The organism is Azospirillum sp. CT11-132 (assembly GCF_047302835.1).
In the GTDB taxonomy this organism is placed as follows: Bacteria; Pseudomonadota; Alphaproteobacteria; order Azospirillales; family Azospirillaceae; genus Azospirillum.
The window spans coordinates 652,578-673,593 of sequence record NZ_JBGLZA010000008.1; the positions used below are offsets into that span (position 1 = coordinate 652,578).

The 21,016-nt window shown below is 66.9% G+C and carries 22 protein-coding genes; 18 read left to right on the top strand and 4 right to left on the bottom strand.

Annotation, left to right across the window (positions count from 1 at the left end; genetic code table 11):
* Positions 1 to 22 precede the first annotated feature (22 nt).
* Positions 23 to 1,789, bottom strand: a complete 1,767-nt coding sequence (locus ACCD06_RS31605; RefSeq protein WP_109157442.1) for an SLC13 family permease — start codon at positions 1,787 to 1,789, stop codon at positions 23 to 25.
* 285 nt (positions 1,790 to 2,074) lie between these two features.
* Between ACCD06_RS31605 and ACCD06_RS31610 the strand changes: the two genes are divergently transcribed.
* Positions 2,075 to 2,392, top strand: coding sequence for a hypothetical protein (locus ACCD06_RS31610; RefSeq protein ID WP_109157441.1), 318 nt, complete (start codon positions 2,075 to 2,077; stop codon positions 2,390 to 2,392).
* Between the two features lie 130 nt (positions 2,393 to 2,522).
* Here the strand turns inward: ACCD06_RS31610 and ACCD06_RS31615 are convergent, their stop codons facing one another.
* Positions 2,523 to 3,416 carry a LysR family transcriptional regulator gene (locus tag ACCD06_RS31615; protein WP_109157440.1) on the bottom strand — a complete coding sequence of 298 codons (894 nt, stop codon included), beginning with the start codon at positions 3,414 to 3,416 and terminating at the stop codon, positions 2,523 to 2,525.
* 183 nt (positions 3,417 to 3,599) lie between these two features.
* Here ACCD06_RS31615 and ACCD06_RS31620 point away from each other — a divergent pair, with 183 nt between their 5' ends.
* From ACCD06_RS31620 to ACCD06_RS31635, 4 genes are all read left to right on the top strand, one after another.
* On the top strand, positions 3,600 to 3,812 hold the full coding sequence (locus tag ACCD06_RS31620) for a tautomerase family protein (protein ID WP_109157439.1): 213 nt from the start codon (positions 3,600 to 3,602) through the stop codon (positions 3,810 to 3,812).
* 47 nt (positions 3,813 to 3,859) lie between these two features.
* Positions 3,860 to 4,600, top strand: coding sequence for an SDR family oxidoreductase (locus ACCD06_RS31625; RefSeq protein ID WP_109157438.1), 741 nt, complete (start codon positions 3,860 to 3,862; stop codon positions 4,598 to 4,600).
* A 13-nt stretch (positions 4,601 to 4,613) separates the two neighbouring features.
* A complete protein-coding gene (locus tag ACCD06_RS31630) occupies positions 4,614 to 5,519 on the top strand; it encodes an SDR family oxidoreductase (RefSeq protein ID WP_109157437.1) in 906 nt (301 codons plus the stop codon).
* A gap of 365 nt (positions 5,520 to 5,884) precedes the next feature.
* Positions 5,885 to 6,220: a hypothetical protein gene (locus ACCD06_RS31635; RefSeq protein WP_199232135.1), complete on the top strand. Its 336-nt coding sequence runs from the start codon at positions 5,885 to 5,887 to the stop codon at positions 6,218 to 6,220.
* Between the two features lie 70 nt (positions 6,221 to 6,290).
* Here ACCD06_RS31635 and ACCD06_RS31640 read toward each other — a convergent pair whose 3' ends face one another.
* On the bottom strand, positions 6,291 to 6,458 hold the full coding sequence (locus ACCD06_RS31640) for a hypothetical protein (RefSeq protein WP_158282066.1): 168 nt from the start codon (positions 6,456 to 6,458) through the stop codon (positions 6,291 to 6,293).
* Positions 6,459 to 6,744: 286 nt separating this feature from the next.
* Between ACCD06_RS31640 and ACCD06_RS31645 the strand changes: the two genes are divergently transcribed.
* The 11 genes from ACCD06_RS31645 (at position 6,745) to ACCD06_RS31695 (ending at position 16,752) form a co-directional block, all read left to right on the top strand.
* On the top strand, positions 6,745 to 7,440 hold the full coding sequence (locus tag ACCD06_RS31645; RefSeq protein WP_247871648.1) for a flagellar hook assembly protein FlgD: 696 nt from the start codon (positions 6,745 to 6,747) through the stop codon (positions 7,438 to 7,440).
* A 35-nt stretch (positions 7,441 to 7,475) separates the two neighbouring features.
* A complete protein-coding gene (gene flgE / locus ACCD06_RS31650) occupies positions 7,476 to 8,786 on the top strand; it encodes a flagellar hook protein FlgE (RefSeq protein WP_109157434.1) in 1,311 nt (436 codons plus the stop codon).
* Positions 8,787 to 8,790: 4 nt separating this feature from the next.
* Positions 8,791 to 9,048, top strand: a complete 258-nt coding sequence (locus ACCD06_RS31655; RefSeq protein WP_109157433.1) for a hypothetical protein — start codon at positions 8,791 to 8,793, stop codon at positions 9,046 to 9,048.
* 219 nt (positions 9,049 to 9,267) lie between these two features.
* The gene (locus ACCD06_RS31660) at positions 9,268 to 9,816 is read left to right on the top strand and encodes a hypothetical protein (RefSeq protein ID WP_413346193.1); all 549 of its coding nucleotides are present in this window, start codon (positions 9,268 to 9,270) and stop codon (positions 9,814 to 9,816) included.
* A gap of 29 nt (positions 9,817 to 9,845) precedes the next feature.
* Positions 9,846 to 11,588, top strand: a complete 1,743-nt coding sequence (gene flgK, locus ACCD06_RS31665; RefSeq protein ID WP_413346195.1) for a flagellar hook-associated protein FlgK — start codon at positions 9,846 to 9,848, stop codon at positions 11,586 to 11,588.
* A gap of 11 nt (positions 11,589 to 11,599) precedes the next feature.
* Complete coding sequence (locus tag ACCD06_RS31670) at positions 11,600 to 12,505, top strand: flagellin (RefSeq protein WP_109156884.1); 906 nt, start codon at positions 11,600 to 11,602, stop codon at positions 12,503 to 12,505.
* 121 nt (positions 12,506 to 12,626) lie between these two features.
* Positions 12,627 to 13,451, top strand: a complete 825-nt coding sequence (locus ACCD06_RS31675) for a flagellin (RefSeq protein ID WP_109156883.1) — start codon at positions 12,627 to 12,629, stop codon at positions 13,449 to 13,451.
* A gap of 177 nt (positions 13,452 to 13,628) precedes the next feature.
* A complete protein-coding gene (fliD, locus tag ACCD06_RS31680; RefSeq protein WP_413346198.1) occupies positions 13,629 to 15,311 on the top strand; it encodes a flagellar filament capping protein FliD in 1,683 nt (560 codons plus the stop codon).
* A 38-nt stretch (positions 15,312 to 15,349) separates the two neighbouring features.
* Positions 15,350 to 15,829: a flagellar protein FliS gene (locus ACCD06_RS31685; RefSeq protein WP_109156881.1), complete on the top strand. Its 480-nt coding sequence runs from the start codon at positions 15,350 to 15,352 to the stop codon at positions 15,827 to 15,829.
* Positions 15,810 to 16,484, top strand: a complete 675-nt coding sequence (locus ACCD06_RS31690) for an RNA polymerase sigma factor (RefSeq protein ID WP_247871488.1) — start codon at positions 15,810 to 15,812, stop codon at positions 16,482 to 16,484. The genes ACCD06_RS31685 and ACCD06_RS31690 overlap by 20 nt, the downstream gene beginning before the upstream one ends.
* Positions 16,474 to 16,752 carry a hypothetical protein gene (locus ACCD06_RS31695; RefSeq protein ID WP_413346201.1) on the top strand — a complete coding sequence of 93 codons (279 nt, stop codon included), beginning with the start codon at positions 16,474 to 16,476 and terminating at the stop codon, positions 16,750 to 16,752. Before ACCD06_RS31690 ends, ACCD06_RS31695 begins: the two co-directional genes overlap by 11 nt.
* Positions 16,753 to 16,757: 5 nt before the next feature.
* Here the strand turns inward: ACCD06_RS31695 and ACCD06_RS31700 are convergent, their stop codons facing one another.
* Positions 16,758 to 19,079 carry a tetratricopeptide repeat protein gene (locus ACCD06_RS31700; protein ID WP_413346203.1) on the bottom strand — a complete coding sequence of 774 codons (2,322 nt, stop codon included), beginning with the start codon at positions 19,077 to 19,079 and terminating at the stop codon, positions 16,758 to 16,760.
* A gap of 222 nt (positions 19,080 to 19,301) precedes the next feature.
* Between ACCD06_RS31700 and ACCD06_RS31705 the strand changes: the two genes are divergently transcribed.
* Both ACCD06_RS31705 and ACCD06_RS31710 read left to right on the top strand, forming a co-directional pair.
* On the top strand, positions 19,302 to 20,468 hold the full coding sequence (locus tag ACCD06_RS31705) for a M20 aminoacylase family protein (RefSeq protein WP_413346220.1): 1,167 nt from the start codon (positions 19,302 to 19,304) through the stop codon (positions 20,466 to 20,468).
* Positions 20,469 to 20,636: 168 nt separating this feature from the next.
* On the top strand, positions 20,637 to 21,016 hold a 380-nt coding region (locus ACCD06_RS31710; RefSeq protein WP_413346205.1), incomplete at its 3' end, for an NAD(P)/FAD-dependent oxidoreductase.

The window sequence follows — 21,016 nt, forward strand, 5'->3', positions numbered from 1 at the left end:
TCCTCTTGATCCCTGCCATCGCTCAGCCGCTCAGCGGCCAGAACGTGACGATCAGCCAAGTGCCCAGCGTCAGGATGATCAGCGACAGCGGCACGCCCAGCCGCGGATAATCGCCGAACCGGTAGCCGCCAGGCCCCATCACCAGCGTGTTGCACTGGTGGCCGATCGGCGTCAGGAAATCGCTGCCGGCGCCGACCGCCACCGCCATCAGGAACGGATCGGGACTCAGCCCCAGTTGCTGCGCCACCCCGGCCCCGATGGGCGCCATCACCAGCACCGTCGCGGCATTGTTCAGGAAGGGCGTCACCGCCATCGCAGCCGCCATGATCAGCGTCACGCAGGCGACCGCCGGCAGCCCGCGCGCCGCATCGGCCAGCAGGGTGGAGATCACCTGCGTCGCGCCGGTGCTCTCCAGCGTGCCGCTGACCGGGATCAAGGCGGCGAGCAGGATGATGATCGGCCACTCCACCGCGTGATAGGCATCCTCGACGCTCAGCACGCCGGTGACGACCATCGCCGCCGCAGCCGCCAGGAAGGTCACCGCCAGCGGCGCCAGATGAAATCCGAGCACCAGCATCGTGATGACGAGGATCCCGACCGGCACCCAGACCGGCCGGCGCTGGCCGATCTGCAGACGGCGTTCCGCCAGCGGGATCAGGCCGGCATCGGCCAGCGCATCGGGATAGCGCTCCGCCGGCACCTGCAGCAGCAGCAGGTCGCCCTCCCGGAACATGACATGGTGCAGGCGCCGGGCGATCCGCTTGCCGGTCCGGCTGACCGCCAGCAGGCTGACGCCGAAGCGGCGCCGCAAATCCAGGTTCCGGTCGGAATGACCGGCCAGCGGCGAGTCCGGCGTCACCACCGCCTCAACCGCCAGCAGTTCGCCCTCCACCCCCTCAAGGATGCCCAGCGGCTCCAGCGACGCCCCCTGGACAAGGCGCTGCAGGGCCGGGGCGTCGCCCTCCAGCACCAGCACGTCGTCGGCCAGCAGGGTCCAATGCCGGTCCGGCACATAGCGGCGGAAACGCTCGCGGATCAGGCCGATCACCTGCGCCTCGCCCTCCGCCAGCGCCTCGACGTCGGCGACGGTGCGGCCGACGAAGGATGATCCGGCCGGCAGCCTCATCTCGCTGGCGTAATTCTCGACGGCGAAGGTCTCCTCGGCCGAACGCGCGCCGCTGCGGTCCTGGGGCAGCAGGCGCCAGCCGACCATCAGGAACAGCAGCCCGACCACCGTGATGCCCAGCCCGACCGGCAGATAGTCGAACATCGAGAAGGGCTGTCCGACGATTTCCGTCCGCACGCGGGAGACGATGATGTTGGGGGAGGTGCCGACCAGCGTCATCAGCCCGCCCATCAGCGAGGCGAAGGCCATCGGCATCAGCACCCGGTGCGCGCCCGTCCGGTGCCGCCGCGCCAGCTGCATGGTGATCGGCAGGAAGATGGCGAGCGCGCCGATGTTCTTCATCAGCGCCGACATGAAGGCCACCGATCCGCACAGGAAGGCGATCTGCCGCGTCGGCGTGCTGAGCTTCGCCGCTACCGGCCGCACCAGCGCGTCGATCACGCCGGACCGGGCGATGCCGGCGCTGACGATCAGCGCGGAGGCGATGATGATGACGATGTCGTCGGCAAAGCCGGAAAACGCCTCCTTCGCCGGGACCAGCCCCAGGAACACGCCGGCCAGCAGGGCCAGCACCGCAACCACATCGAAACGCAGCCTGTTCCAGATCAGCATCGCCACCACGATGCCCACCAGCGCGAAGGCCATGAACTGCTGAAGGGTCATCGGGTGTCCATGTGTTGATGTCGCCCGCTTGTAACCCCGCGGCATCCCGCTGGTTCCCGCAGCGTCCGCGCTTGGGTTTTGAAGCGGTGATCTACGTCCTCCCCAACCGCCAGTTTCACCACGGTTCCACAGAAGACCTCATTTCCCGGACCGAATGCCGGGAACCCGGGCTGCCTTATCGAGTTGTACTGGACAGGTCTTGCGGGCGGTCGCCGCAGCCAGCTTTTCAAATCGGTCTTCCTGAGGACTTCAGGATTTCCCGGAACATTTGGACGGAGTGAACACATGCGACGCATTCTCATCCTTGCTGCCGCCGCCGTGCCCCTGATGCTTGCGGGCTGTGCTTCCGAAAACAGCAGCAGCTATGGAACCTCCGGCAGCACGGGCGCCAGCCAACAGACGGTCTCGCCGAATGAGCCCGGCATGGGCCAGAGCCAGACCCGCAAGTCGCTGAACGATTCCAGCCGGGCCGGATCCGGGGCCAGCGGCATGGCCTATGACAACAACGAGACGGTTTCGCCGAACGAGCCCGGCATGGGCCAGAGCCAGACCCGCAAGTCGCTGCCGAACACCGCCGGGAACTCCTCCTCCTCGTCCTGGTAAGGACGGACAGCGAAAGTCCTTGTAAGGACGGACAGCGAACGTCCTGGTAAGGGCGGGCTTCCCCAGCACGAAAAGCGCCCCCGCACCGCTGCGGGGGCTTTTTTCTTGCCCGCAGGGCGGCCAGTCCGTTCTAGCCACGCGGATCGTCGAACACCTCCGACAACCAGTCGATGAAAACTCTTATCCGCGAAGACAGATGGCGGTTCTGCGGATAGACCACCGACACCGGCATCGGTGGGGGCGGGAAGGCTTCCAAGACCGGGACCAGTTGCCCGGCGGCGATCTGGTGCTCAACGCGATAGCGCGGGACCTGTATCAACCCCAAGCCCGCAACCGCCGACGCCGTGTAGATCTCCGCCCCGCGGACGACGACGTCGTAAGGCAGCCGGACCTCCCAGTCCCGTTCCCGCGTCTTGAACTCCATCGGATAGGATTGCCCGGTCGCCGAGGCGGCATAGCCGACCATCCGGTGGCCGTCGAGATCGTCCGGCGTCGACGGGGTGCCATGACGGTCGAGATAGGCGGGACTGGCCAGGGTCAGTTGCTCGAACACCGTGATGCGGCGCCCGATCAGGGAAGAGTCGGACAGATCGCCCGCCCGCACGACACAATCGACGCCCTCGGTGATGAGGTCCACCATCCGGTCGCCTTCGCTGAGGTTCAGTGAAATTCCCGGATAGCGCGCGATGAACGCAGGCAGCGCCGGCAGGATGAAGAACCGCGCGATGGTTCCCTGCATGTCCACGCGGAGCGGCCCCCTGGGCTCGGCGTTCCTGAAGACGCTCTGCATCTCGTCGAGATCGGCGAGGAGCCGAAGGCAGCGCTCATGGTAGAGCGAGCCGTCGAGCGTCGTCCGGACAGTCCGTGTCGTCCGTTCCAGCAGCCGGACGCCGAGATCCGCTTCAAGGCGCTGAATCGCATGGGTGGCGGTCGGACGCGGAACCTGCAGGTCCCGTGCGGCCTGAGCGAAGCTCCCACGTTCGACGATCCTGACGAACAGACGCATGACATCGATGCGATCCATGACTGGCCCAAGCGATTGTTAGCTCCGGTGAAATGGTGATGTCTAATTTGCCGGTCTACCCCGGATTTTCAAAACGGACGATTTTCGTTCCCGAGAGCAGCGGCTGAACAGGGCGCAAATGCCGAACCGGCATCCGGCCCGACCGGCAGCTCATCAATCGATCATCCGACTGGAGCGAAGACCATGCCGTTCGTCAATTTCAAGGTTCCCGAGGCCGCGCTGAGCCGTGCGCAGAAGGAAGAGATCGTCCATCGCACCACGGCGATGCTTGTCGAGTATTTCTCGGAGGCTGCCCGCCCGCACACCATGGTCCTGATCGAAGAGGTCAAGGACGGCGGCTATGCCCGTGCCGACGAGGTGTTCGTCATTCCGGACGCCTATCGGGCGAAGGATTGAAAGCGGCCGGACACCACCACGCGCACCAGGATAGAGGGAGCAGGACAATGACGTCATCAACGAACCGGGTGGCGATCGTCACCGGAGCATCCCGCGGCATCGGAGCCGCCATTGCCCGGCGGCTGGCGAGTGACGGCCTTGCGGTCGTCGTCAACTATGCCGGCAGCGCCGGCGCCGCCGGCACGCTGGTCGAAGAGATCGAGGCGGCCGGTGGCCGGGCCATTCCGGTCCAGGCCGACGTCAGCGACCCGGCGGCGGTGAAGCGGATGTTCGATGCCGCCGAGGCGGCCTATGGCGGCGTGGACGTGCTGGTGAACAATGCCGGCATCATGACGCTGGCGCCCATCGCGCAGATGGACGACGCCGCCTTCGACCGGATCATCGCGATCAACCTCAAGGGGACGTTCAACGGGCTGCGCGAGGCGGCGAACCGGCTGCGTGACGGCGGCCGGATCGTGAATTTCTCCACGAGTGTCGTGGGTCTCTATCAGCCGAGCTACGGGGTCTATGCGGCCACGAAGGCGGCGGTCGAAGCCCTGACGCACATCCTGGCGAAGGAGCTGGGTCCGCGGGGGATCACCGTCAACGCGGTCGCACCCGGCCCGATCGCCACCGAGCTTTTCTTCCAGGGCAAGGATCAGGCCACGCTTGATCGCATCCGGCAGATGATCCCGCTCGGCCGTCTGGGCGAGGTCGACGACATCGCCCGCGTGGTTTCCCTGCTCGTCGGACCGGATGGCGGGTGGATCAACGGTCAGACCCTGCGGGCGAACGGCGGCGTGGTCTGAGGGAGCGGACGGCATGACACAGGTCATTCTCATCACCGGCGCATCGAGCGGCTTCGGCCGCCTGATGGCCAACGCCCTGGCCGCGTCGGGGCATATCGTCTACGCGTCGATGCGCGGGCTGAGCGGCAGGAATGCGGATCAGGCCGCCGAGGTCGCGGCCTATGCGCGGGACCGCAAGGTGGATTTGCGGACGGTCGAACTCGACGTGCAGTCCGACGCATCGGCGCGATCGGCCGTCGAGACCATCATCGCGGAGCATGGCCGGCTCGACGTCCTGATCCACAATGCCGGGCATATGGTGTGGGGGCCGAGCGAGGCATTCACACCCGAACAGCTCGCCGCGCTTTACGACGTGAACGTGCTCGGCACCCAGCGCGTCAACCGGGCCGCCCTGCCGCACATGCGCAAGGCACGGCGGGGATTGGTGGTGTGGATCGGCAGCAGCAGTGCCGCCGGCGGTGTCCCGCCGATGCTCGGCCCCTACTTCGCGGCCAAGGCCGGCATGGACGCCCTGGCGGTCTGCTACGCGCGCGAACTGGCCCCATTCGGCATCGAGACATCGATCATCGTTCCCGGCGCCTTCACCAGGGGAACAAACCACTTCGCCCATGCGGGCGCCCCCGACGATAAGGCCCTTGCGGCGGACTACGAGGCGGGTCTGCCCTCGGGTTTCGCGGACGGGATGCTGAAGGCGCTCGCCGCGACCGTGCCGGAAACCGCGGATCCCAAGCAGGTCGCCGACACCGTCGTCGGTGTGGTGAATGCGCCGTTCGGCAAGAGGCCGTTCCGCGTGGTGGTTGATCCGGCCAACGACGGTTCGGCGGTCGCCTACGCGGTGATCGACCGGGTGCGTGCGGAATTCCTGCATCGCGTCGGCTTCGCCGATCTGATGCACCCCAATGACTTCGGCGCCTCCTGAAATGTTGTCGGCCAGGGCCAGCCGGTCGATCCGATCCGTATCGACCGGCTGGCCCTGGAGCACGGCGACGACGCCGATGAAAGAACGGACGGCGGCCCACTATTCCAAATACGGGTCATTGACGCATCCTGCGACTTCGACCCCGGGCAGTATCTCAGTCGATATCCGATATTTTAAAATATCCGCCCGCCTGATCCAAAGGTTATGGACGGTTTTTCCATGGACAGCATTTGAGTGCTCTGACATCGTTCGAATACGAACCTTCACGGGGACGGTGATTGGAGACAAGAGCAATGAAAACCTCATCCACAAGTTTCAGGGCGGCCTGCCTGTTCGCACTTGCCGGTATCGGCATGGGGATTGGAATGGCCGCATCGCAGGACCACAGCCTGATGCCGGCCCATGCCCACCTCAACCTGCTGGGCTGGGTGTCGCTCTTCCTGTTCGGCGTCTATTACCGGCTGCATCCGGCGTTGGAGACCAGCCGTCTGGCGATGACGCAGATCGTCGTCTGGTGCGTCGGCACGGCCTTCCTGACCGTCGCCGTCGCCGCCCTGCATCTCGGCTATACCGCGTTCGAGCCGGTCGCCGCGGTCAGCGCGCTGTTGCTGCTGGGCGCGCTCGGGCTCTTCACCCTGCTGGTTTTCCGCTCCGGCAAGCAGACGCAGGCCGCAACGCCGGCGCTGACGGCCGCGGAGTAATCCGCACCGCCAGTGCCTTCTTGGGGCGAGCGATCTGAGGGCGGGCCAGTCGGGGACGAGCAAGCCGGCGTTAGACCGGATGTCCCGGATTGGGAGCCTTCTCGAAGCGCTCGCCCTCGGCGGCCTTCTTGTTTTCCTCGGTCGTGCGCGGCACCGCGCCGCCGCCTTCGCCGGGTGCGGCCGGATCTCGATCCGTGCGCCGGTCCTGTTCCTGATTCCGCTCTTTCGTGCCGGACATGGACGGCTCCCTGGGACAGTTGAGGATACAATCCCCAACCGGCAAAGCGTGATGCCGGTTCCGGCCCTCCACCGCAGATGGCCGCCATGGCCCGCCGGGGCCCTTTTCCTGTCCACCGCATTTTTTTGAAAAAATCCGCGCCAGCTTTCGCCGGCCGTTCCGTGGATAGCCACAGAACGAACGGGGCGGCGCCAGCCCGCCGCCCATCCCGAAGAGCCATCGGCCTGAACCGCCGCGAAATCCCGCCCGGATTCCGCGAACGGGCCGCGATTGGGTGGAGAAGGCGATGCTGGTCGATTCTGTCAGCTCTACATCCGCGACGACCACGACGAGCAGTTCGGCGTCGAGCAGTTCGTCCGCCTCGCTGGTCGACAATTACCAGTCCTTCCTGACCCTGCTGCTGAAGCAGCTGGAGGTGCAGGACCCGACCAACCCGGTGGACGCCAGCACCTATACCACCCAGCTGGTCCAGCTCGCCTCGCTGGAACAGCAGATGTCGATCGGCGACAAGCTCGACACGCTGACCAGCACGGTGTCCGACCTCAGCAGCTCGCTCTCCACCGCGCTCGGGTCCGGCAGCAGCGCCGTCAACTACTACGGCCACACCGTCGAGGCCGAAGGCTCCACCACGCCGTTGCAGGACGGCGAGGCGACCTGGGAATACGACCTCGAGTCCGCCGCGTCCTCGGTCAAGCTGACCATCACCGATTCCGACGGCAACACCGTCTACAGCGACGTCAGCTCCTCCACCGCCGCCGGCACGCACGAAGTGACCTGGGACGGCATCGGCACCGACGGCAAGAGCTACAGCAGCGGCACCTACACCCTGTCGGTGACCGCGCTCGACGCCAGCGGCAATGCCATCGACACCACCACCCGCTTCAAGGGCACCGTGACCGCGGTCGACAGCTCCAGCGGTACGGCGGTGCTGACTGTCGGCGGCGTCAGCCTGTCGGCCGACAAGGTGCTGACACTCTCCTGACCCTCTCCCGGACAATTCGAAAGACAGGTGCCGCCATGAGCCTCACCAGCGCGATGTACAGCGCCACGTCCGGGCTGACCGCCCAGAGCAAGGCGCTCGCCAGCATCTCCAGCAATATCGCCAATTCCAGCACCACCGGCTTCAAGGGCACGGTGACGGAGTTCACCTCCTACATCAACAAGACCACCACGGTGGACGAGCAGGTCGGCGGCGTCATCGCGTCCAACACCCGCAGCGTCAGCCGCCAGGGCGAAATCCAGTCGTCGGCGACCACCACCAACATGGCCGTCAACGGCGACGGATTCTTCGTGGTGTCGGACGAGACAACGGACGGCGGCACCTATTTCACCCGCAATGGCTCCTTCTCCACCGATTCCAACGGCAATCTGGTCAATTCGGAGGGCTATTACCTCTACGGGTGGGCGGTCGGCGACGACGGCACCGTCAAGGCCGGCAACAAGACCTCGACCGACAGCCTGGAGGCGATCAACCTCACCAGCATCAAGGGCACGCCCAAGGCGACCTCGACGCTGGACATCGAGGCCAATCTGCCCTCCGACGCCGAGACCGGCGACAGCTTCACCACCGACGTCGAGCTGTTCGACGCGCTGGGCAACAGCCATTCGGTGACGATGACCTGGAGCAAGACGGCCGATAACACATGGTCGCTCAGCGCATCGGACCCGACCAGCTCCGCCGACGGCACCACCACCACCGGCACGATCTCCGGCTTCCCGATCTCCATCACCTTCAACAGCGACGGCTCGCTGGCCGGCGCCACCCAGACCGACAGCAGCGGCACCACGACCAGCGTCGATCCGTCGGCCATCAGCTTTTCGGTCGGCGGCTGGACCACCGGCGCCAGCGATAGCAGCGTGTCGATGAATCTCGGCAGCGCCGACAGCACGACCGGGCTGACGCAGTATGCGTCGGGCGAGGACACCGCCGCCATCGGCGACTGGACGGCCACCGGAGACGGCTATGAACCCGGCACGCTGACCGGCACCACCATCGACAGCAGCGGTGTGGTCCGCGCCACCTTCGACAATGGCGAGACGCGGGCGATCTACCAGATTCCCATCGCGACCTTCGCCAACGCCGACGGGTTGGAGAGCGAGAGCGGAACCACCTTCACCCAGACCTACGAATCCGGCAATTACCAGCTGCGCACTGCCGGCGACGGCGCCGCCGGCGAGATCGAGGCGAGTTCGCTGGAAAGCTCCACGGTGGAACTGACCGACGAGTTCAGCCGCATGATCGTCGCCCAGCAGGCCTATTCCGCCGCATCCAAGGTGATGACGACGGCGCAGGACATGCTGGACACGCTGATTTCGATGAAGCGGTGACGCCATGACCGCCGCACCGGACGACGGGTTCGCCCGCGCCGAAGCCCTGCTGCTGGACCATCGGCGGCTGGTGGTGCAGGCGCGGGCCTTGCTGGCGCGCCCGACCACGCGGGCCGAACGGCTGGCGATGGCCGACGACCTGATCGCACTGATCGACGGCCTCGATTTGGAGAAGCGCGCACTTGGAGCGCGGATCCACCGCGGACGGGTCGCGAATGCTGCGATGAGCGCCTATGGGCGGGCGATGGCGGCACGGCGGTGAGCCGTTGGGCGGATGGGCGTCGGCTTCGAATACCCCCACCCTGACCCTCCCCCGCTGGGGGGGGGAGGGAACTGCCGCCGTTTCGCATAAGGCACCCTCTCCCGCAAAGCGGGGGAGGGTCGGGGAGGGGGCAATCGAAGCCGACACTCCCCCAAAATTCCCCGCCAGCTTTCCCCCATCCGCCGTGGAACCAGACATCCAACACCCGGAGCTATCGCCATGGCGCTCAAGCAGACCCTGCGCAAGCCGGCCCCGCCGAAGCCCGTCCTGACCAAGGCGCAGGCGCCCACCCACCCCGCCGAACCCGCCTCCCCCACCATCGTCCTCCGCGTCGACGCGGTGGAGGTGCTGGAGGCCTTAGTCGCCGAACTGGACCGCAGCGCGGCGCGTGCCGAGGCTGCCGTGCGCGAGGGACGGCCGCGCGACGCGCTGCTGGCGGCCGGCGACATGCAGACTCTGCTGCGGACCTGGAAGGACCGTTTGGACGATGCGCTGGCGCAGACCCGCAGCAAGCGCGTCGCCCCCACCGTGCGCGGCGCCGCGAAGGCCGCCGCCGACCGCGTGCTGCCGTCGCTGGCCGCCCGCATGCGGGAGATCGAGGCGCAGATCATGGTGCACCGCGCCCGCCAGAACGCCATCGGCGCCGCCCTGCGCGCCGCGTCAACCGCGCCGGCCGGCGTCTATGGCGTCGCCTATGGCGCTGCGGGGCGCTACGGCGCACGCGTGGCGACGCGCACCACCGGCCATGTCGTCGGCCTGACGGCCTGACGGCAGGCAACACAGGGGAGGAAACCGCCATGTCGCTTCGCGTCGCCGGTTCAATCGCCACGTCGGCGCTGCGCACGTCCGAGGTCGGGATCGCCGTCGCCTCCTCCAACGTCGCCAATGCCGACACCGACGGCTACACCCGCAAGACCGCCTCCAATGTCACGCGCAGCACCGGCACCAACATCTCCAGCGTCGACGTCACCGCCGTCAGCAGCAACGTCGACCGCTATCTGCTGAAGACCCTGGTCGCGGCGCAATCGGACCTCGGCTACGCCGACACCCGCAACAGCTATCTCGACCAGATGCAGTCCACCTTCGGCAGCGTCAGCGACGACGACAGCGGCGGCACCGACATCGGTTCGATGATCGACGCGCTGGCCGACACGCTGGGCACGCTCGCCACCTCCCCCGAAAGCGAGAGCGCCAAGGCCGCCACCGTGCAGGACCTCTCGGATCTGGCGGAGTCGCTGCGCAGCACCTCCTCATCCATCCAATCGCTGCGCGCCCAGGCGGACGACGGGATCGCCAGCACGGTCGACAGCATCAACGAGACGCTGAACAGCATCGATTCCCTGAACGACCAGATCGTCAAGGGCAAGGCGCTGGGCCAGAACGTCACCGACCTGGAAGACCAGCGCAACACCGCGCTGAAGAGCCTGGCGACCAACATCGACTTGACCTATCAGGTCGACGACAGCGGGCTGATGCGCATCTCCACCGCGTCGGGCAAGTCGCTGCTCGACAGCAAGGTGCATGAACTGTCCTACACGCCGGCCGCCTCGGTCAGCGCCAGAACGGTCTACAGCGCCAGCGGCAGCAGTGGATTTGCCGGCATCATGCTGAACGGCACCGACGTCACCGGCTCCTCGCTGGGTGGAACGCTGGGTGCCCTGGTGCAGTTGCGCGACACCGACCTGCCAGCACAGCAGGCGAGCCTGGACGAACTGGCGACCACCCTGATGGATACGCTGAACGCCATCCAGAACCAGGGCACCTCCTACCCCGCCCCGCAAAGCCTGACCGGCACCGAGACCGTCTCGGCCAGCGACGCGCTGAAGGTGACCGGCGGAACGCTGCGCGTCGCCGTCACCGACAGCAGCGGCACGGCGGCGGAGGTCCTCGACATCGACCTGGCGACCATGTCGACGCTGCAGGATGTGGTCGACGCCATCAACACGATGAGCAATGCGTCCGCCTCGATCTCCGCCGACGGCAAGCTGGTGATATCCGCCACCGATTCCAGCAACGGCATCGCGCTCGGCGGCGATAACGGCGCCTTCTCCGATACCTACGGCATGAACGACCTGCTGACCGGCACCGGCGCCTCCGACATCAAGGTCACGACCCGCATCGCCAGCGACAGCAGCCTGCTCGCGACCGGCGCCCTGTCCTCCACCAGCGGGCTGACCGCCGGCGACACGGTGCTGACCAGCGGCGGGGGATCGGTGGCCAAGGCTCTGTCGGCGGCCTTTTCCACCAGCTACGACCTCGATGCCGCCGGTGGTTTGAGCGCCCGCAGCACGACCTTCGCCGGCTATGCCGGCGCGGTGATCCAGGGGGCGGCGACGCTCGCCGACACGGCGTCCGCCGCCTACGACAGCCAGAACAGCTACACCAGCATCCTCGAATCGACCTTCTCGTCGCGGAGCGGCGTGAATGTCGACGAGGAGACCGCCGCGATCTCCACCCTGCAATCCGCCTACGAGGCCGCAGCCGCGGTCATGAAGACGCTGCAGGAGATGTTCAGCACGGCGCTCGACATGGTCCAGTAGAGGAGACCGCGATGGAACGGGTCGCGACCTACAACCATCAGAACACGCTCGTCCAATACATGATGAAGGCCGAGGCCAAGGTGGCCGCGGAACAGGTCCGCTCGGCGTCGGGGCTGAACTCCACCGACTACAAGGGCATCGCGTCGGACAGCGGCCGGCTGGTCAACCTCGAAAGCCATTACCGCCGGCTCGAACAGTATATCGACGAGGGCGAGGTCGTGAACGGCCGCATCCAGTCGATGTACGACGCCGTCGGCGGCATGTCGGACCTGACCTCCCGCCTCAGCGCGCTGATCACCGGCCTGCAGGGCGACAACGCGGCCGGCGTCGAAGGCGTGGTGGCGGAATCGGCCCAGCTGATGCAGGAATTCGGCGGGCTGCTGAACACCCAGCAGGACGGCCGCTATCTTTTCGCCGGCGGACGCACCGACCAGCAGGCGGTCGACCTCGACAGCTACACCGCCGCGACCTACCCGTCGAGCGCCGACACCGGCTATTACCAGGGAGATTCCACCGTCGCCCACTTCCAGGCAGCCGACGACTTCGTGCTGTCCTATGGCGTCACCGCCGATCAGCCGGCTTTTGAAAAGGCCCTGCGCGCCTTCAGCCTGATCGCCAACATGTCGACCGACCCTGTGGACGACGATCTTCTGGCCGAGGCGACGCAGCTCGCCTCCGACGCCACCGACGGCCTGTCGATCGTGCAGGCCAAGCTGGGTGCCGCCAGCTCCTCGCTGGAGAACACCATCGACCGCCATGTCGACGAACAGCTGGTGCTGCAAACCCAGGTGGAGGACATCCGCAGCGTCGATCTGGCGGAATCCACCACCAGACTGTCGCAGCTCCAGGCCTCGCTGGAGGCGACCATGAGCCTGATGAAGATCCTCGAAGAGGACAACCTGTCCAAATACCTGTGACCGCAGGAGCGGCGAAAAAAAGCGCCAACCCGATCGAAAAATCCCGCCAGCTTTCGCCGCTTGCCCCGTGAGTCCCAGTGAGGGTCGCCGAAACGGCCCGGTTCGATCAGGAGACCACATCATGCCCGTCATCTCGACCAACACGGCTTCCAATTCGGCCCTTCGCTACCTGAACATCAACTCGACCAACCAGTCGGATTCGGTCTCGAAGATCGCCAGCGGTTCGCGCATCACCAAGGCGTCGGACGACGCCGCCGGCCTCGCCGTCGGCACCTCGCTGCAGTCGGACATCACGGTGCTGAACCAGGCGGCCACCAACGCCTCGCATGGGTCGTCGATCCTGCAGACCGCCGACGGCGGCATGTCCAGCATTTCCGACATCGTGCAGCGCATGCGCTCGCTGGCCACGCAATCGCTGTCCGGCTCGGTCACCGACAACGAGCGTTCCTATCTCGACGCCGAGTTCCAGCAGCTGCAGGACGAAATCGACGGCATCGCGTCGGGCACCCGCTTCAACGACGAATCGCTGCTCGATGGTTCGACCAACTGGGCGTCGGGAGTGAACTTCCGCGTCGGCACCACCTCGAACGACAACATCACCGTGCAGATCGCCGGCGTCACCACGACAGGGCTGGGCATCAACGCGCTTGATGTCGGCACATCGGCCACCGCGGCCGCAGCGCTGACGGCGCTGGACACCGCGGTGACCACCCTGTCGGACGCCCGCGCCGACGTCGGAGCACTGATCTCGCGCTTCGAATTCCGCAGCGACATGATCGACACGACCATCGAGAACACCGAGGCCGCGCAGTCCGCCATCATGGACGTCGACGTGGCCGAGGAGCAGTCGAAACTGTCGTCGGAAAAAGTCCTGACCCAGGCCGCCATCGCGGTGCTGTCCCAAGCGAACTCGATGCCGGAGAATTTGCTCTCCCTTCTCCGCTGACGGTTCGTAGGGCCGCTGGCGGGGGCGCGCGTCCCGCACAGCCTCACACACTCGTGGGGCGCGTCGCCGGCGGCCGTTTTCCTCTCGTCATCAGCGCCATGGAATTCACGGTCATGACCTCTTCACGACCGTGCCATCCGCCGCCCGCCGGGCGGCTGGAGCCGGGAGAGTTCTGCAATGACAACGGTCAGCTCCACCACGTCCAGCACGGCCGCGAGCACCGGCTATTCCGCCCTGTCTTCCAGCGATTCGGGCACCGGCATCGATTATGCCACCCTGATCGAGGCGAAGGTCAATGAGAGGCTGGCGAAGGCCGACCGGATCGACACCAAGATCACGGCGAACGAGGCGAAGATCACCGCCTACACCGACCTGCAGGACAAACTGCAGGCGGTCAACGACGCCATCGACGGGCTGCGCAACCGCAGCGTTTCCACCGGCGCGTCCTCCAACCTGTTCGGGCAGCGGACCGCATATGTCGGCGGCGACGACGTGTTCAGCGCCACGGTGGACGACGATACGGAGGTCGGCACCTATTCGGTCGTGGTGCAGCAGCTCGCCACCAAGCACAAGATCGCGGCGGACGCCGTCGGCAGCAAGACCGATGCGCTGGGCTATTCCGGCAGCTTTACGCTCCAGGCGGCCGACGGCAGCGCCGTCACCATCGCGATGGAGAGCGACGACAGCCTGACCGACCTGCGCGACGCCATCAACGCCAACAAATCCACCAGCGGCGTCACCGCCAGCATCGTGCAGGTCAGCGACAGCAGCTATCAGCTGATCCTGACCTCCAACAACACGGGCGAGGCCATTTCGCTGACCGACGGCGGCGACGGCGTCCTGTCGTCGCTCGGCCTGACCGACAGCGACGGCACCATCAAGAACGAGCTGGTCGCGGTGCAGGATGCGATCGTCGAGATCGACGGCGTCACCATCACCCGCGCTTCCAACACCATCGACGACGCCATCGAAGGCGTGACGCTGAACCTCTACAGCGCCAGCCCCGACACGGCGATCTCGATGGAGGTGTCGACCGATCTGTCCTCGATCAAGTCGGCGATCACCAGCTTCGTCGACGCCTACAACGAATACCGCGACTTCGTGCTGACGCAGCAGGCGACGACCAGCGACGGCACGGCGTCCAGCGACGCGACGCTGTTTTCCGACAGCCTGCTGCGGCAGATCGTCAGGTCGGTGAACAGCGCCCTCAACACGTCGATCACCACCGATGACGGCACGGTGCTGTCGATGGCTTCTCTCGGCATCAGTTTCAACAGTTCCAACGAGCTGGAACTGGACGAGGACACGCTGAACAGCATCCTCAGCAGCAACATCGACTCGGTCCAGCAGTTGCTCGGCCTCAACATGACGAGTTCGTCCAGCCAGATGTCGTTGCTGCGCTACACCAACAGTGCTTCGGCTTTGTCCTTCACGCTGGACATCGTGCGCGGCGACGACGGGAACCTGACCTCTGCATCGGTCGACGGCGACAGCAGCCTGTTCACCGTCAGCGGCAACCGCATCATCGGTGCGACCGGCACCGCCTATGAAGGCATCGTTCTGGTCTATTCCGGCAACAGCGGCAGCGTCGACATCGATTTCTCGCAAGGGCTGGCCGACAAGCTGTTCGGCGTCATCGACGATGCGTCGGCGGAGTACGACAGCGACCTCGCGACTGCCATCGACGATCTGGAAACCCGCGACAGCGAGCTGGAAAGCCGGTCCTCCGACATCAAGACCAAGGCCGAGACCTACCGCAGCACCCTGACCGCCTATTACGCGAAGCTGGAGGCGGCGGCCGAGACGGCGGCCCTTCTGCTGAAACAGCTGACCTACAGCGACAGCAGCAGCGACAGCTGACAGCGGTCACGGTCCTTCAATGATGAGGATTTGGCGCCATGCGTAATTCCGCCTATTCGAAAGCCCTGAATGCCTACGCCGTCGCCAACAGCGCGGTGCCGCCGCTGGTCGCCGTGGTGCGGCTGTACGAGCGGGCGATGACCCATCTGTATGCCGCCCGCGACGCCGCCGCGGACCGCCGGTTCGAAGCGCACCACACTGCGATCCGAAATGCGGTCATGGTGTTCGCAGGCCTTGATTCCATTCTGGTTTTCGACAAAAATAAGGATGTCGCGCTGACGCTTCGGCGGTTCTACCACCGGCTGATCGTGCAGGCGGGCGCCGCCGCCAGCCGGAAGGATCCGGTTGCGGCCTGTGACTCGCTCATCCGCCAGACGTCCTTCATGCTGAAGGCCTGGCAGGCCATCGCCGCAGAACGCGGCGGGCCATCCACTGTCGTCGGTGCGCCGGCCAAAGGGTCGCATGCATCCGTCGTCGGGAGAACGATGGATCATGCAAATGGCGGACTCTCGGCTTGACCTTCTGCGGGAGGAGTCCAGCGTCGGGCGCTCCATGTCCGGGGACCTGAGCCGGGGTCCCGCCTCCGGCGTCATCATGCCTGCGGACGAGGACGGCGACGAAGCGCTGATGGCGCAAATCCGCGCCGGCAGCCAGACGGCTTATCGGCGGCTGGTGCATCGCCACCTGAAACGCACCTATGCCCTGGCCCGCCGCCTGACCGGCAACGAGGCGGAGGCCGAGGATGTCGTGCAGGACGCCTTCCTCCAGGTCTGGCAGCGCCGCACCCAATGGAGCGACGACGGCGGCGCCCGGTTCACGACGTGGCTTTACCGCGTGGTGGTGAACCGCTGCATCGACCACAAGCGCCGGCCGGTCGGCCAGGATCTGGAAACCGTGGCGGAGCCGTCGGACAGCGCCCCCGACGCGGTCAGCACCATCCACCGCCGGCAGGTCGCCGCGCGCCTTTTGGATGCCCAGAACAGGCTGACCCCGCAGCAGCGCGCCGCCGTGACGCTGTTTTATTACGAGAATTTAAGCAACGCCGACATCGCCGCCGTTATGCAAATCAGCGTCGGTGCTGTAGAGTCGCTTTTGAAACGCGCGCGCCAGCAACTCCGGCTGCTGCTGCGCGCCAGTGCGCAGGCGGCCAGGGATTCCTTCGATGACGGATGAGGAGTTTCGCGATCGGCTCGATCGCTACGGAGGCGACCTCTCCCTCTGGCCGGCCGATGCGGCCAGGGATGCGCGGCGCCTTCTTCTGCGTTCGGTCAAGGCGCAGGCGATGCTGGACGACATGGTGACCATGGAACTGGCGCTCGGGCAATCGGAAGACCGCCCGCCCCCGGACCTTGCCGACCGCATCTTCGCCGCCGCCTTCCGCCTGCCGCCGTCCAACCGGAGCTTCGACGAGGATGGCGATCAGCCGCCGCGGCTGATGTAGGCCGGTCAGCCCCCCGCCACCCGCCGCAATTCCGTCGCGATCCGCTCCAGCGCCTGTTCAAGCCCCTGCCCGCCCAGCGGCTGGAACAGGCGCATCGAGGGGTACCAGGGCCGCCCGGCGGTGCCGAGCTGCGTCCAATCCCGGTGACCGAAGCGCCAGACCGGCACTCCCAGCGCACCGGCCAGCTCCGCCACCGAATTGGCCGGCGCGATGACGAGGTCGAGCGCCGACACCAGCGCCGCCGTCTCCTCGAAATCGTCGCGCAGGTCCAGCCCTGTCCAGCCATAGATCGGCTGCCCGAACCGCCGTTCCGCCGCCAGGATTTCACGCTGGCAGTCGTCATACTGCAGGTTCACGAAGGTGACGCCGGGCACCGCGAAGAGTGGTCCCCAGGCATCCAGCGGCAGATAGGCGCTGCGGCGGTCGGCGGTCATCACCTGGCTGCGCCAGCTGATGCCGACCCGCAGATCGTCGCCCGCGCCATCCAGCCGCTCGCGCCAGTCGGCGACGCGGCTGCCGTCGGCGAACAGCCAGCAGGACCGTGCCGGAAAGGTCGACAGCCGCTCGCGCAGCAGGCGCGGGACCGAGCCGGCCGGGATGTGATAGTCGCAATCGACCGTCTCCGCCTCCATCAGCCCGCAGGGCGGCTGTTCGGCACGCACCGTCGCCTTCGGGAAGGAGCGGGCGAACAGCGGCACCAGCCGGCGTTCGCATTCGATCACCACCCGCCCGGCCATCCTGATCAGGTCGGGATAGCAGGAGGCGAACAGGAACTCGTCCCCCACCCCCTGCTCGCGCCAGACGAACAGGCGCTTGCCGTCCAGCGGCTCGCCCGTCCATTCGGGGATGGTGAAGCGCCGCTCCGGCCGCACGCGCCCGGCCTTGAAGCGGAAGGCGTAGTCGGCCCAGCCGGCGCTCAGTGCGCCGCGTTCCAGCGACAGCAGGCCGCGGTTGAAGCGGGCCAGCGCATGGCCGGGCGCCGCGGCGACGGCGCGCTCGAACCAGCGGCCGGCGTCGGCCCGCCCCTGCCGTTGCTCCGCCAGCCCCAGGGTGCAGAGCGGGTCGGCCAGCGACGGCGCCAGCGCCAGCGCCCTGCGGCAGGCGACGTCGGCCTCGACCGGGCTCTGGGCACCGTTCAGCGCATAGGCCAGCACGGCATGCAGCGGCGCATGGCCGGGCATCAGCCGGATGGCACGGCGCACCTGCACCACCGCCGGCCCAAAGGCTTCGCGGTCCGACAGGTCGGCGCCGAGATTCCCCAGCGCATCGGCGAAGGCGGGGTGCAGCGCCAGCGCGCGTTTCCAGCAATGCTCGGCTTCCCCCCGCCGCCCCTGGGCCTTGCAGGCGTTGCCCAGATTGTTCCATGCCTCCGCCCGGCCGGGCTCGCGGGCGATGGCGCGACGCTGCCACCGCTCCGCACCGCCATGGTCCCCGAGCGCCGAGTCCGCCAATCCCAGGTTGACGAGCGCCGGAACATGGCACGGGTCGAGCACCAGCGCGGTGCGGAACCGCGACCGCGCCTCCTGATGGCGGCCCTGCGCATGCAGCAGCAGGCCCAGATTGTTGCGGGTCTCGGCATGGCCGGGCTCGCGGCGCAGAGCCTCGACATAGGCGCCTTCAGCCTCGCCGAACCGGCCCAGCCCCTGAAGCGTGGCGCCCAGATTGGTCCAGACCGATCCGTTGTCGGCGCCCAACCCGATGGCGTCCCGATAAGCGGCGGCAGCCTCCGCCATCGCACCCCAACGGCGCAGCGCGTTGGCCAGCACGACGCGGGTGGCGCCATCCTGCGGCCGCAGCTTTGCCGCCATACGGTAGCAGCCGATGGCAGGTCCGGCCTGCCGCAGGTCCTCCAGCGCGCGGCCCATGCCGAGCCGCGGTTCGGCCGCGTTCGGCACCAGACGCGCCGCAGCGCGGTAGCAGCGCAATGCCACGACCGGCCGCCCCTGCCGCCCGGCGATGGAGCCCAGCAGGCACAGCGCGGCGGCATCGTCGGGATTGACGGCGAGAGCCCGGCGGGCGCTGGCGAGTGCGGCCGCCACGCGCCCCTCCTCCATCAACGCCTGTCCGAGCGCCAGATGGTAGGAGCCGACCAGCGCATTGGACCGCGCCGCGGTGTCGAACAGCCGGGTGGCGTCGGTCCTGCGCCCGTCCTGATAGGCGATGTGGCCCAGCAGATGGGCGGCATCGCCATGGGTCGGGTCGATTCGCAGGATCTCGCGGCAAAACCGCTCCGCCCGTTCGCTCTGTCCGGCATTGTGATGCTGGACCGCAAGACGCAGCAATCCGTCGGTACGCCGTGTCGCGTTCCCGTCCATGGTCGTCGCCATTCCGTCAATGAACCCGTCGGCGGCATCGGGCCGCGCTTGTTCGTTGTACGGCGGCGGCAGGGAACTCCTGCGCCGGACGGCGCCGGGCGGTCCCCACCATCACGCGGGGTCACGGAAGGGCTTCGGGCGTTCCGGCCGAAATAGACCGTTTCGGTTCCGGTATAAGTTGGGCAGGATTGAAACAGGATTTTGCCCGAACAAGAGGAACAGGCGATGGACGGGATGGCGACGGGAATGGACAGGCTGACGGCGGACATGACGGAATGGCGGCGCGATCTGCACGCCCATCCGGAAACCGCCTTCGAGGAACAGCGGACCAGCGACTTCGTGGCGGAAAAGCTGGCCTCCTTCGGGCTGGAGGTCCATCGCGGCCTCGCCAAGACCGGGGTGGTCGGGATCCTGCGCAACGGCGAGGGTCCGATGGTCGGCTTCCGCGCCGACATGGATGCGCTGCACATCCATGAGGAAACCAACCTGCCCCACAGCTCGCGCAATCCGGGGCGCATGCACGCCTGCGGGCATGACGGCCATACGGCGATGCTGCTGGGCGCGGCCCGCCACCTGACCGAGAATCCCAACCTCTTCCAGGGCACCATCGTCTTCATCTTCCAGCCGGCCGAGGAGAATGAGGGCGGCGGACGCGTGATGGTCGAAGAAGGGCTGTTCGACCGTTTCCCGGTGGAAAAGGTCTTCGGCATGCACAATTGGCCGGGGCTGGAGGTCGGCCGCATCGCGCTGCGCCCCGGCCCGCTGATGGCCGCCTACGACATCTTCGAGCTGACCCTGACCGGCAAGGGCACCCACGCCGGCATGCCGCACATGGGAACGGACACGATCATGGTGGGAAGCCAGATCGTGGGGGCTTGGCAGACCATCGCCGCCCGCAGCGTCCATCCCATCGATTCGGCCGTCGTCAGCGTCACCCAATTCCACGCCGGCGACACGTGGAATGTCCTGCCGGCCACCGCCGTACTCCGTGGCACGGTGCGGACCTTCCGGCCGGAGGTTCAGGATTTGGTTCAGCGCCGCATGGGCGAGGTCGCGACCGCCATCGCCGGCGGGTTCGGCGTCGAGGCCAGCCTGCGCTACGAACGGCGCTATCCCCCCACCACCAACAGCGTCAAGGAAACCGAACTGGCGCGGCAAGCGGCGGCGCGGGTGGTCGGAGAAGCCGCCCTTGATCTGGACCCGATGCCCAGCATGGGAGCGGAGGATTTCTCCTTCATGCTGCAGAAGCGGCCGGGCTGCTACATCTGGGTCGGCGCCGGGCCTTCTGACCAGGGGCGCAATCTGCACAGCCCGCATTATGACTTCAACGACGCGGTGTTGCCGATCGGCGCAAGCTATTGGGTGCGGCTGGCCGAGGCCGTGCTGCCGAAAGCCGGGTGATCTGCCTCTTGTGCAATTCCCATGAATTTCCCAGCACGACGCATGGCATAAGAATGTTTTTGCGAGAAAATCTTGGGAATTGCGCACGTGTGCCTTTTGTCTCATAGTTTGTCTGGAAACGAAGGGACCTGACCCAAGAACGGATCGGTCCTGACGGATTTTGACCGAATGGGGCAGGCGGACGTGGCAGACCAGGCGCAGGACATTCCAGGCCGGGGCGGGATTTGGCGACGCCCGGACTCGCTATGGGAGGCCACCGCCCCGCCGCCTCCGGACCTGCCGGTGTTGCAGGGCAACGTGCAGGCCGATGTGCTGGTGATCGGCGGCGGCTTCACCGGCCTGTCGGCCGCCCTGCACGCGGCGGAGGCCGGCAAGCACGCGGTGGTGCTGGAGGCGTCCGAACTCGGCCGGGGCGCTTCGGGACGCAACAACGGGCAGGTCATCCCGACCCTGACCCGCCCCGATCCCGCCGACCTCGTCGCCCGTTTCGGCGGCGAGGCCGGGGAGCGCTTCGTCGGCCTGATCCGTGACAGCGCCTCCACCCTGTT

What these genes read in the sequence shown, in the direction of transcription:
- ACCD06_RS31675 (WP_109156883.1), top strand. Translation starts at nt 12,627, where the DNA reads ATGCCCGTCATCTCGACCAACACGGCTTCCAATTCGGCCCTTCGCTAC.
- ACCD06_RS31685 (WP_109156881.1), top strand. Translation starts at nt 15,350, where the DNA reads ATGCGTAATTCCGCCTATTCGAAAGCCCTGAATGCCTACGCCGTCGCC.
- ACCD06_RS31640 (WP_158282066.1), bottom strand. Translation starts at nt 6,458, where the DNA reads ATGTCCGGCACGAAAGAGCGGAATCAGGAACAGGACCGGCGCACGGAT.
- ACCD06_RS31705 (WP_413346220.1), top strand. Translation starts at nt 19,302, where the DNA reads ATGGCGACGGGAATGGACAGGCTGACGGCGGACATGACGGAATGGCGG.
- ACCD06_RS31605 (WP_109157442.1), bottom strand. Translation starts at nt 1,789, where the DNA reads ATGACCCTTCAGCAGTTCATGGCCTTCGCGCTGGTGGGCATCGTGGTG.
- ACCD06_RS31625 (WP_109157438.1), top strand. Translation starts at nt 3,860, where the DNA reads ATGACGTCATCAACGAACCGGGTGGCGATCGTCACCGGAGCATCCCGC.
- ACCD06_RS31655 (WP_109157433.1), top strand. Translation starts at nt 8,791, where the DNA reads ATGACCGCCGCACCGGACGACGGGTTCGCCCGCGCCGAAGCCCTGCTG.
- flgK (WP_413346195.1), top strand. Translation starts at nt 9,846, where the DNA reads ATGTCGCTTCGCGTCGCCGGTTCAATCGCCACGTCGGCGCTGCGCACG.
- ACCD06_RS31630 (WP_109157437.1), top strand. Translation starts at nt 4,614, where the DNA reads ATGACACAGGTCATTCTCATCACCGGCGCATCGAGCGGCTTCGGCCGC.
- flgE (WP_109157434.1), top strand. Translation starts at nt 7,476, where the DNA reads ATGAGCCTCACCAGCGCGATGTACAGCGCCACGTCCGGGCTGACCGCC.
- ACCD06_RS31690 (WP_247871488.1), top strand. Translation starts at nt 15,810, where the DNA reads ATGGCGGACTCTCGGCTTGACCTTCTGCGGGAGGAGTCCAGCGTCGGG.
- ACCD06_RS31645 (WP_247871648.1), top strand. Translation starts at nt 6,745, where the DNA reads ATGCTGGTCGATTCTGTCAGCTCTACATCCGCGACGACCACGACGAGC.
- ACCD06_RS31615 (WP_109157440.1), bottom strand. Translation starts at nt 3,416, where the DNA reads ATGGATCGCATCGATGTCATGCGTCTGTTCGTCAGGATCGTCGAACGT.
- ACCD06_RS31660 (WP_413346193.1), top strand. Translation starts at nt 9,268, where the DNA reads ATGGCGCTCAAGCAGACCCTGCGCAAGCCGGCCCCGCCGAAGCCCGTC.
- ACCD06_RS31635 (WP_199232135.1), top strand. Translation starts at nt 5,885, where the DNA reads ATGGCCGCATCGCAGGACCACAGCCTGATGCCGGCCCATGCCCACCTC.
- ACCD06_RS31700 (WP_413346203.1), bottom strand. Translation starts at nt 19,079, where the DNA reads ATGGCGACGACCATGGACGGGAACGCGACACGGCGTACCGACGGATTG.
- ACCD06_RS31620 (WP_109157439.1), top strand. Translation starts at nt 3,600, where the DNA reads ATGCCGTTCGTCAATTTCAAGGTTCCCGAGGCCGCGCTGAGCCGTGCG.
- ACCD06_RS31610 (WP_109157441.1), top strand. Translation starts at nt 2,075, where the DNA reads ATGCGACGCATTCTCATCCTTGCTGCCGCCGCCGTGCCCCTGATGCTT.
- fliD (WP_413346198.1), top strand. Translation starts at nt 13,629, where the DNA reads ATGACAACGGTCAGCTCCACCACGTCCAGCACGGCCGCGAGCACCGGC.
- ACCD06_RS31695 (WP_413346201.1), top strand. Translation starts at nt 16,474, where the DNA reads ATGACGGATGAGGAGTTTCGCGATCGGCTCGATCGCTACGGAGGCGAC.
- ACCD06_RS31670 (WP_109156884.1), top strand. Translation starts at nt 11,600, where the DNA reads ATGGAACGGGTCGCGACCTACAACCATCAGAACACGCTCGTCCAATAC.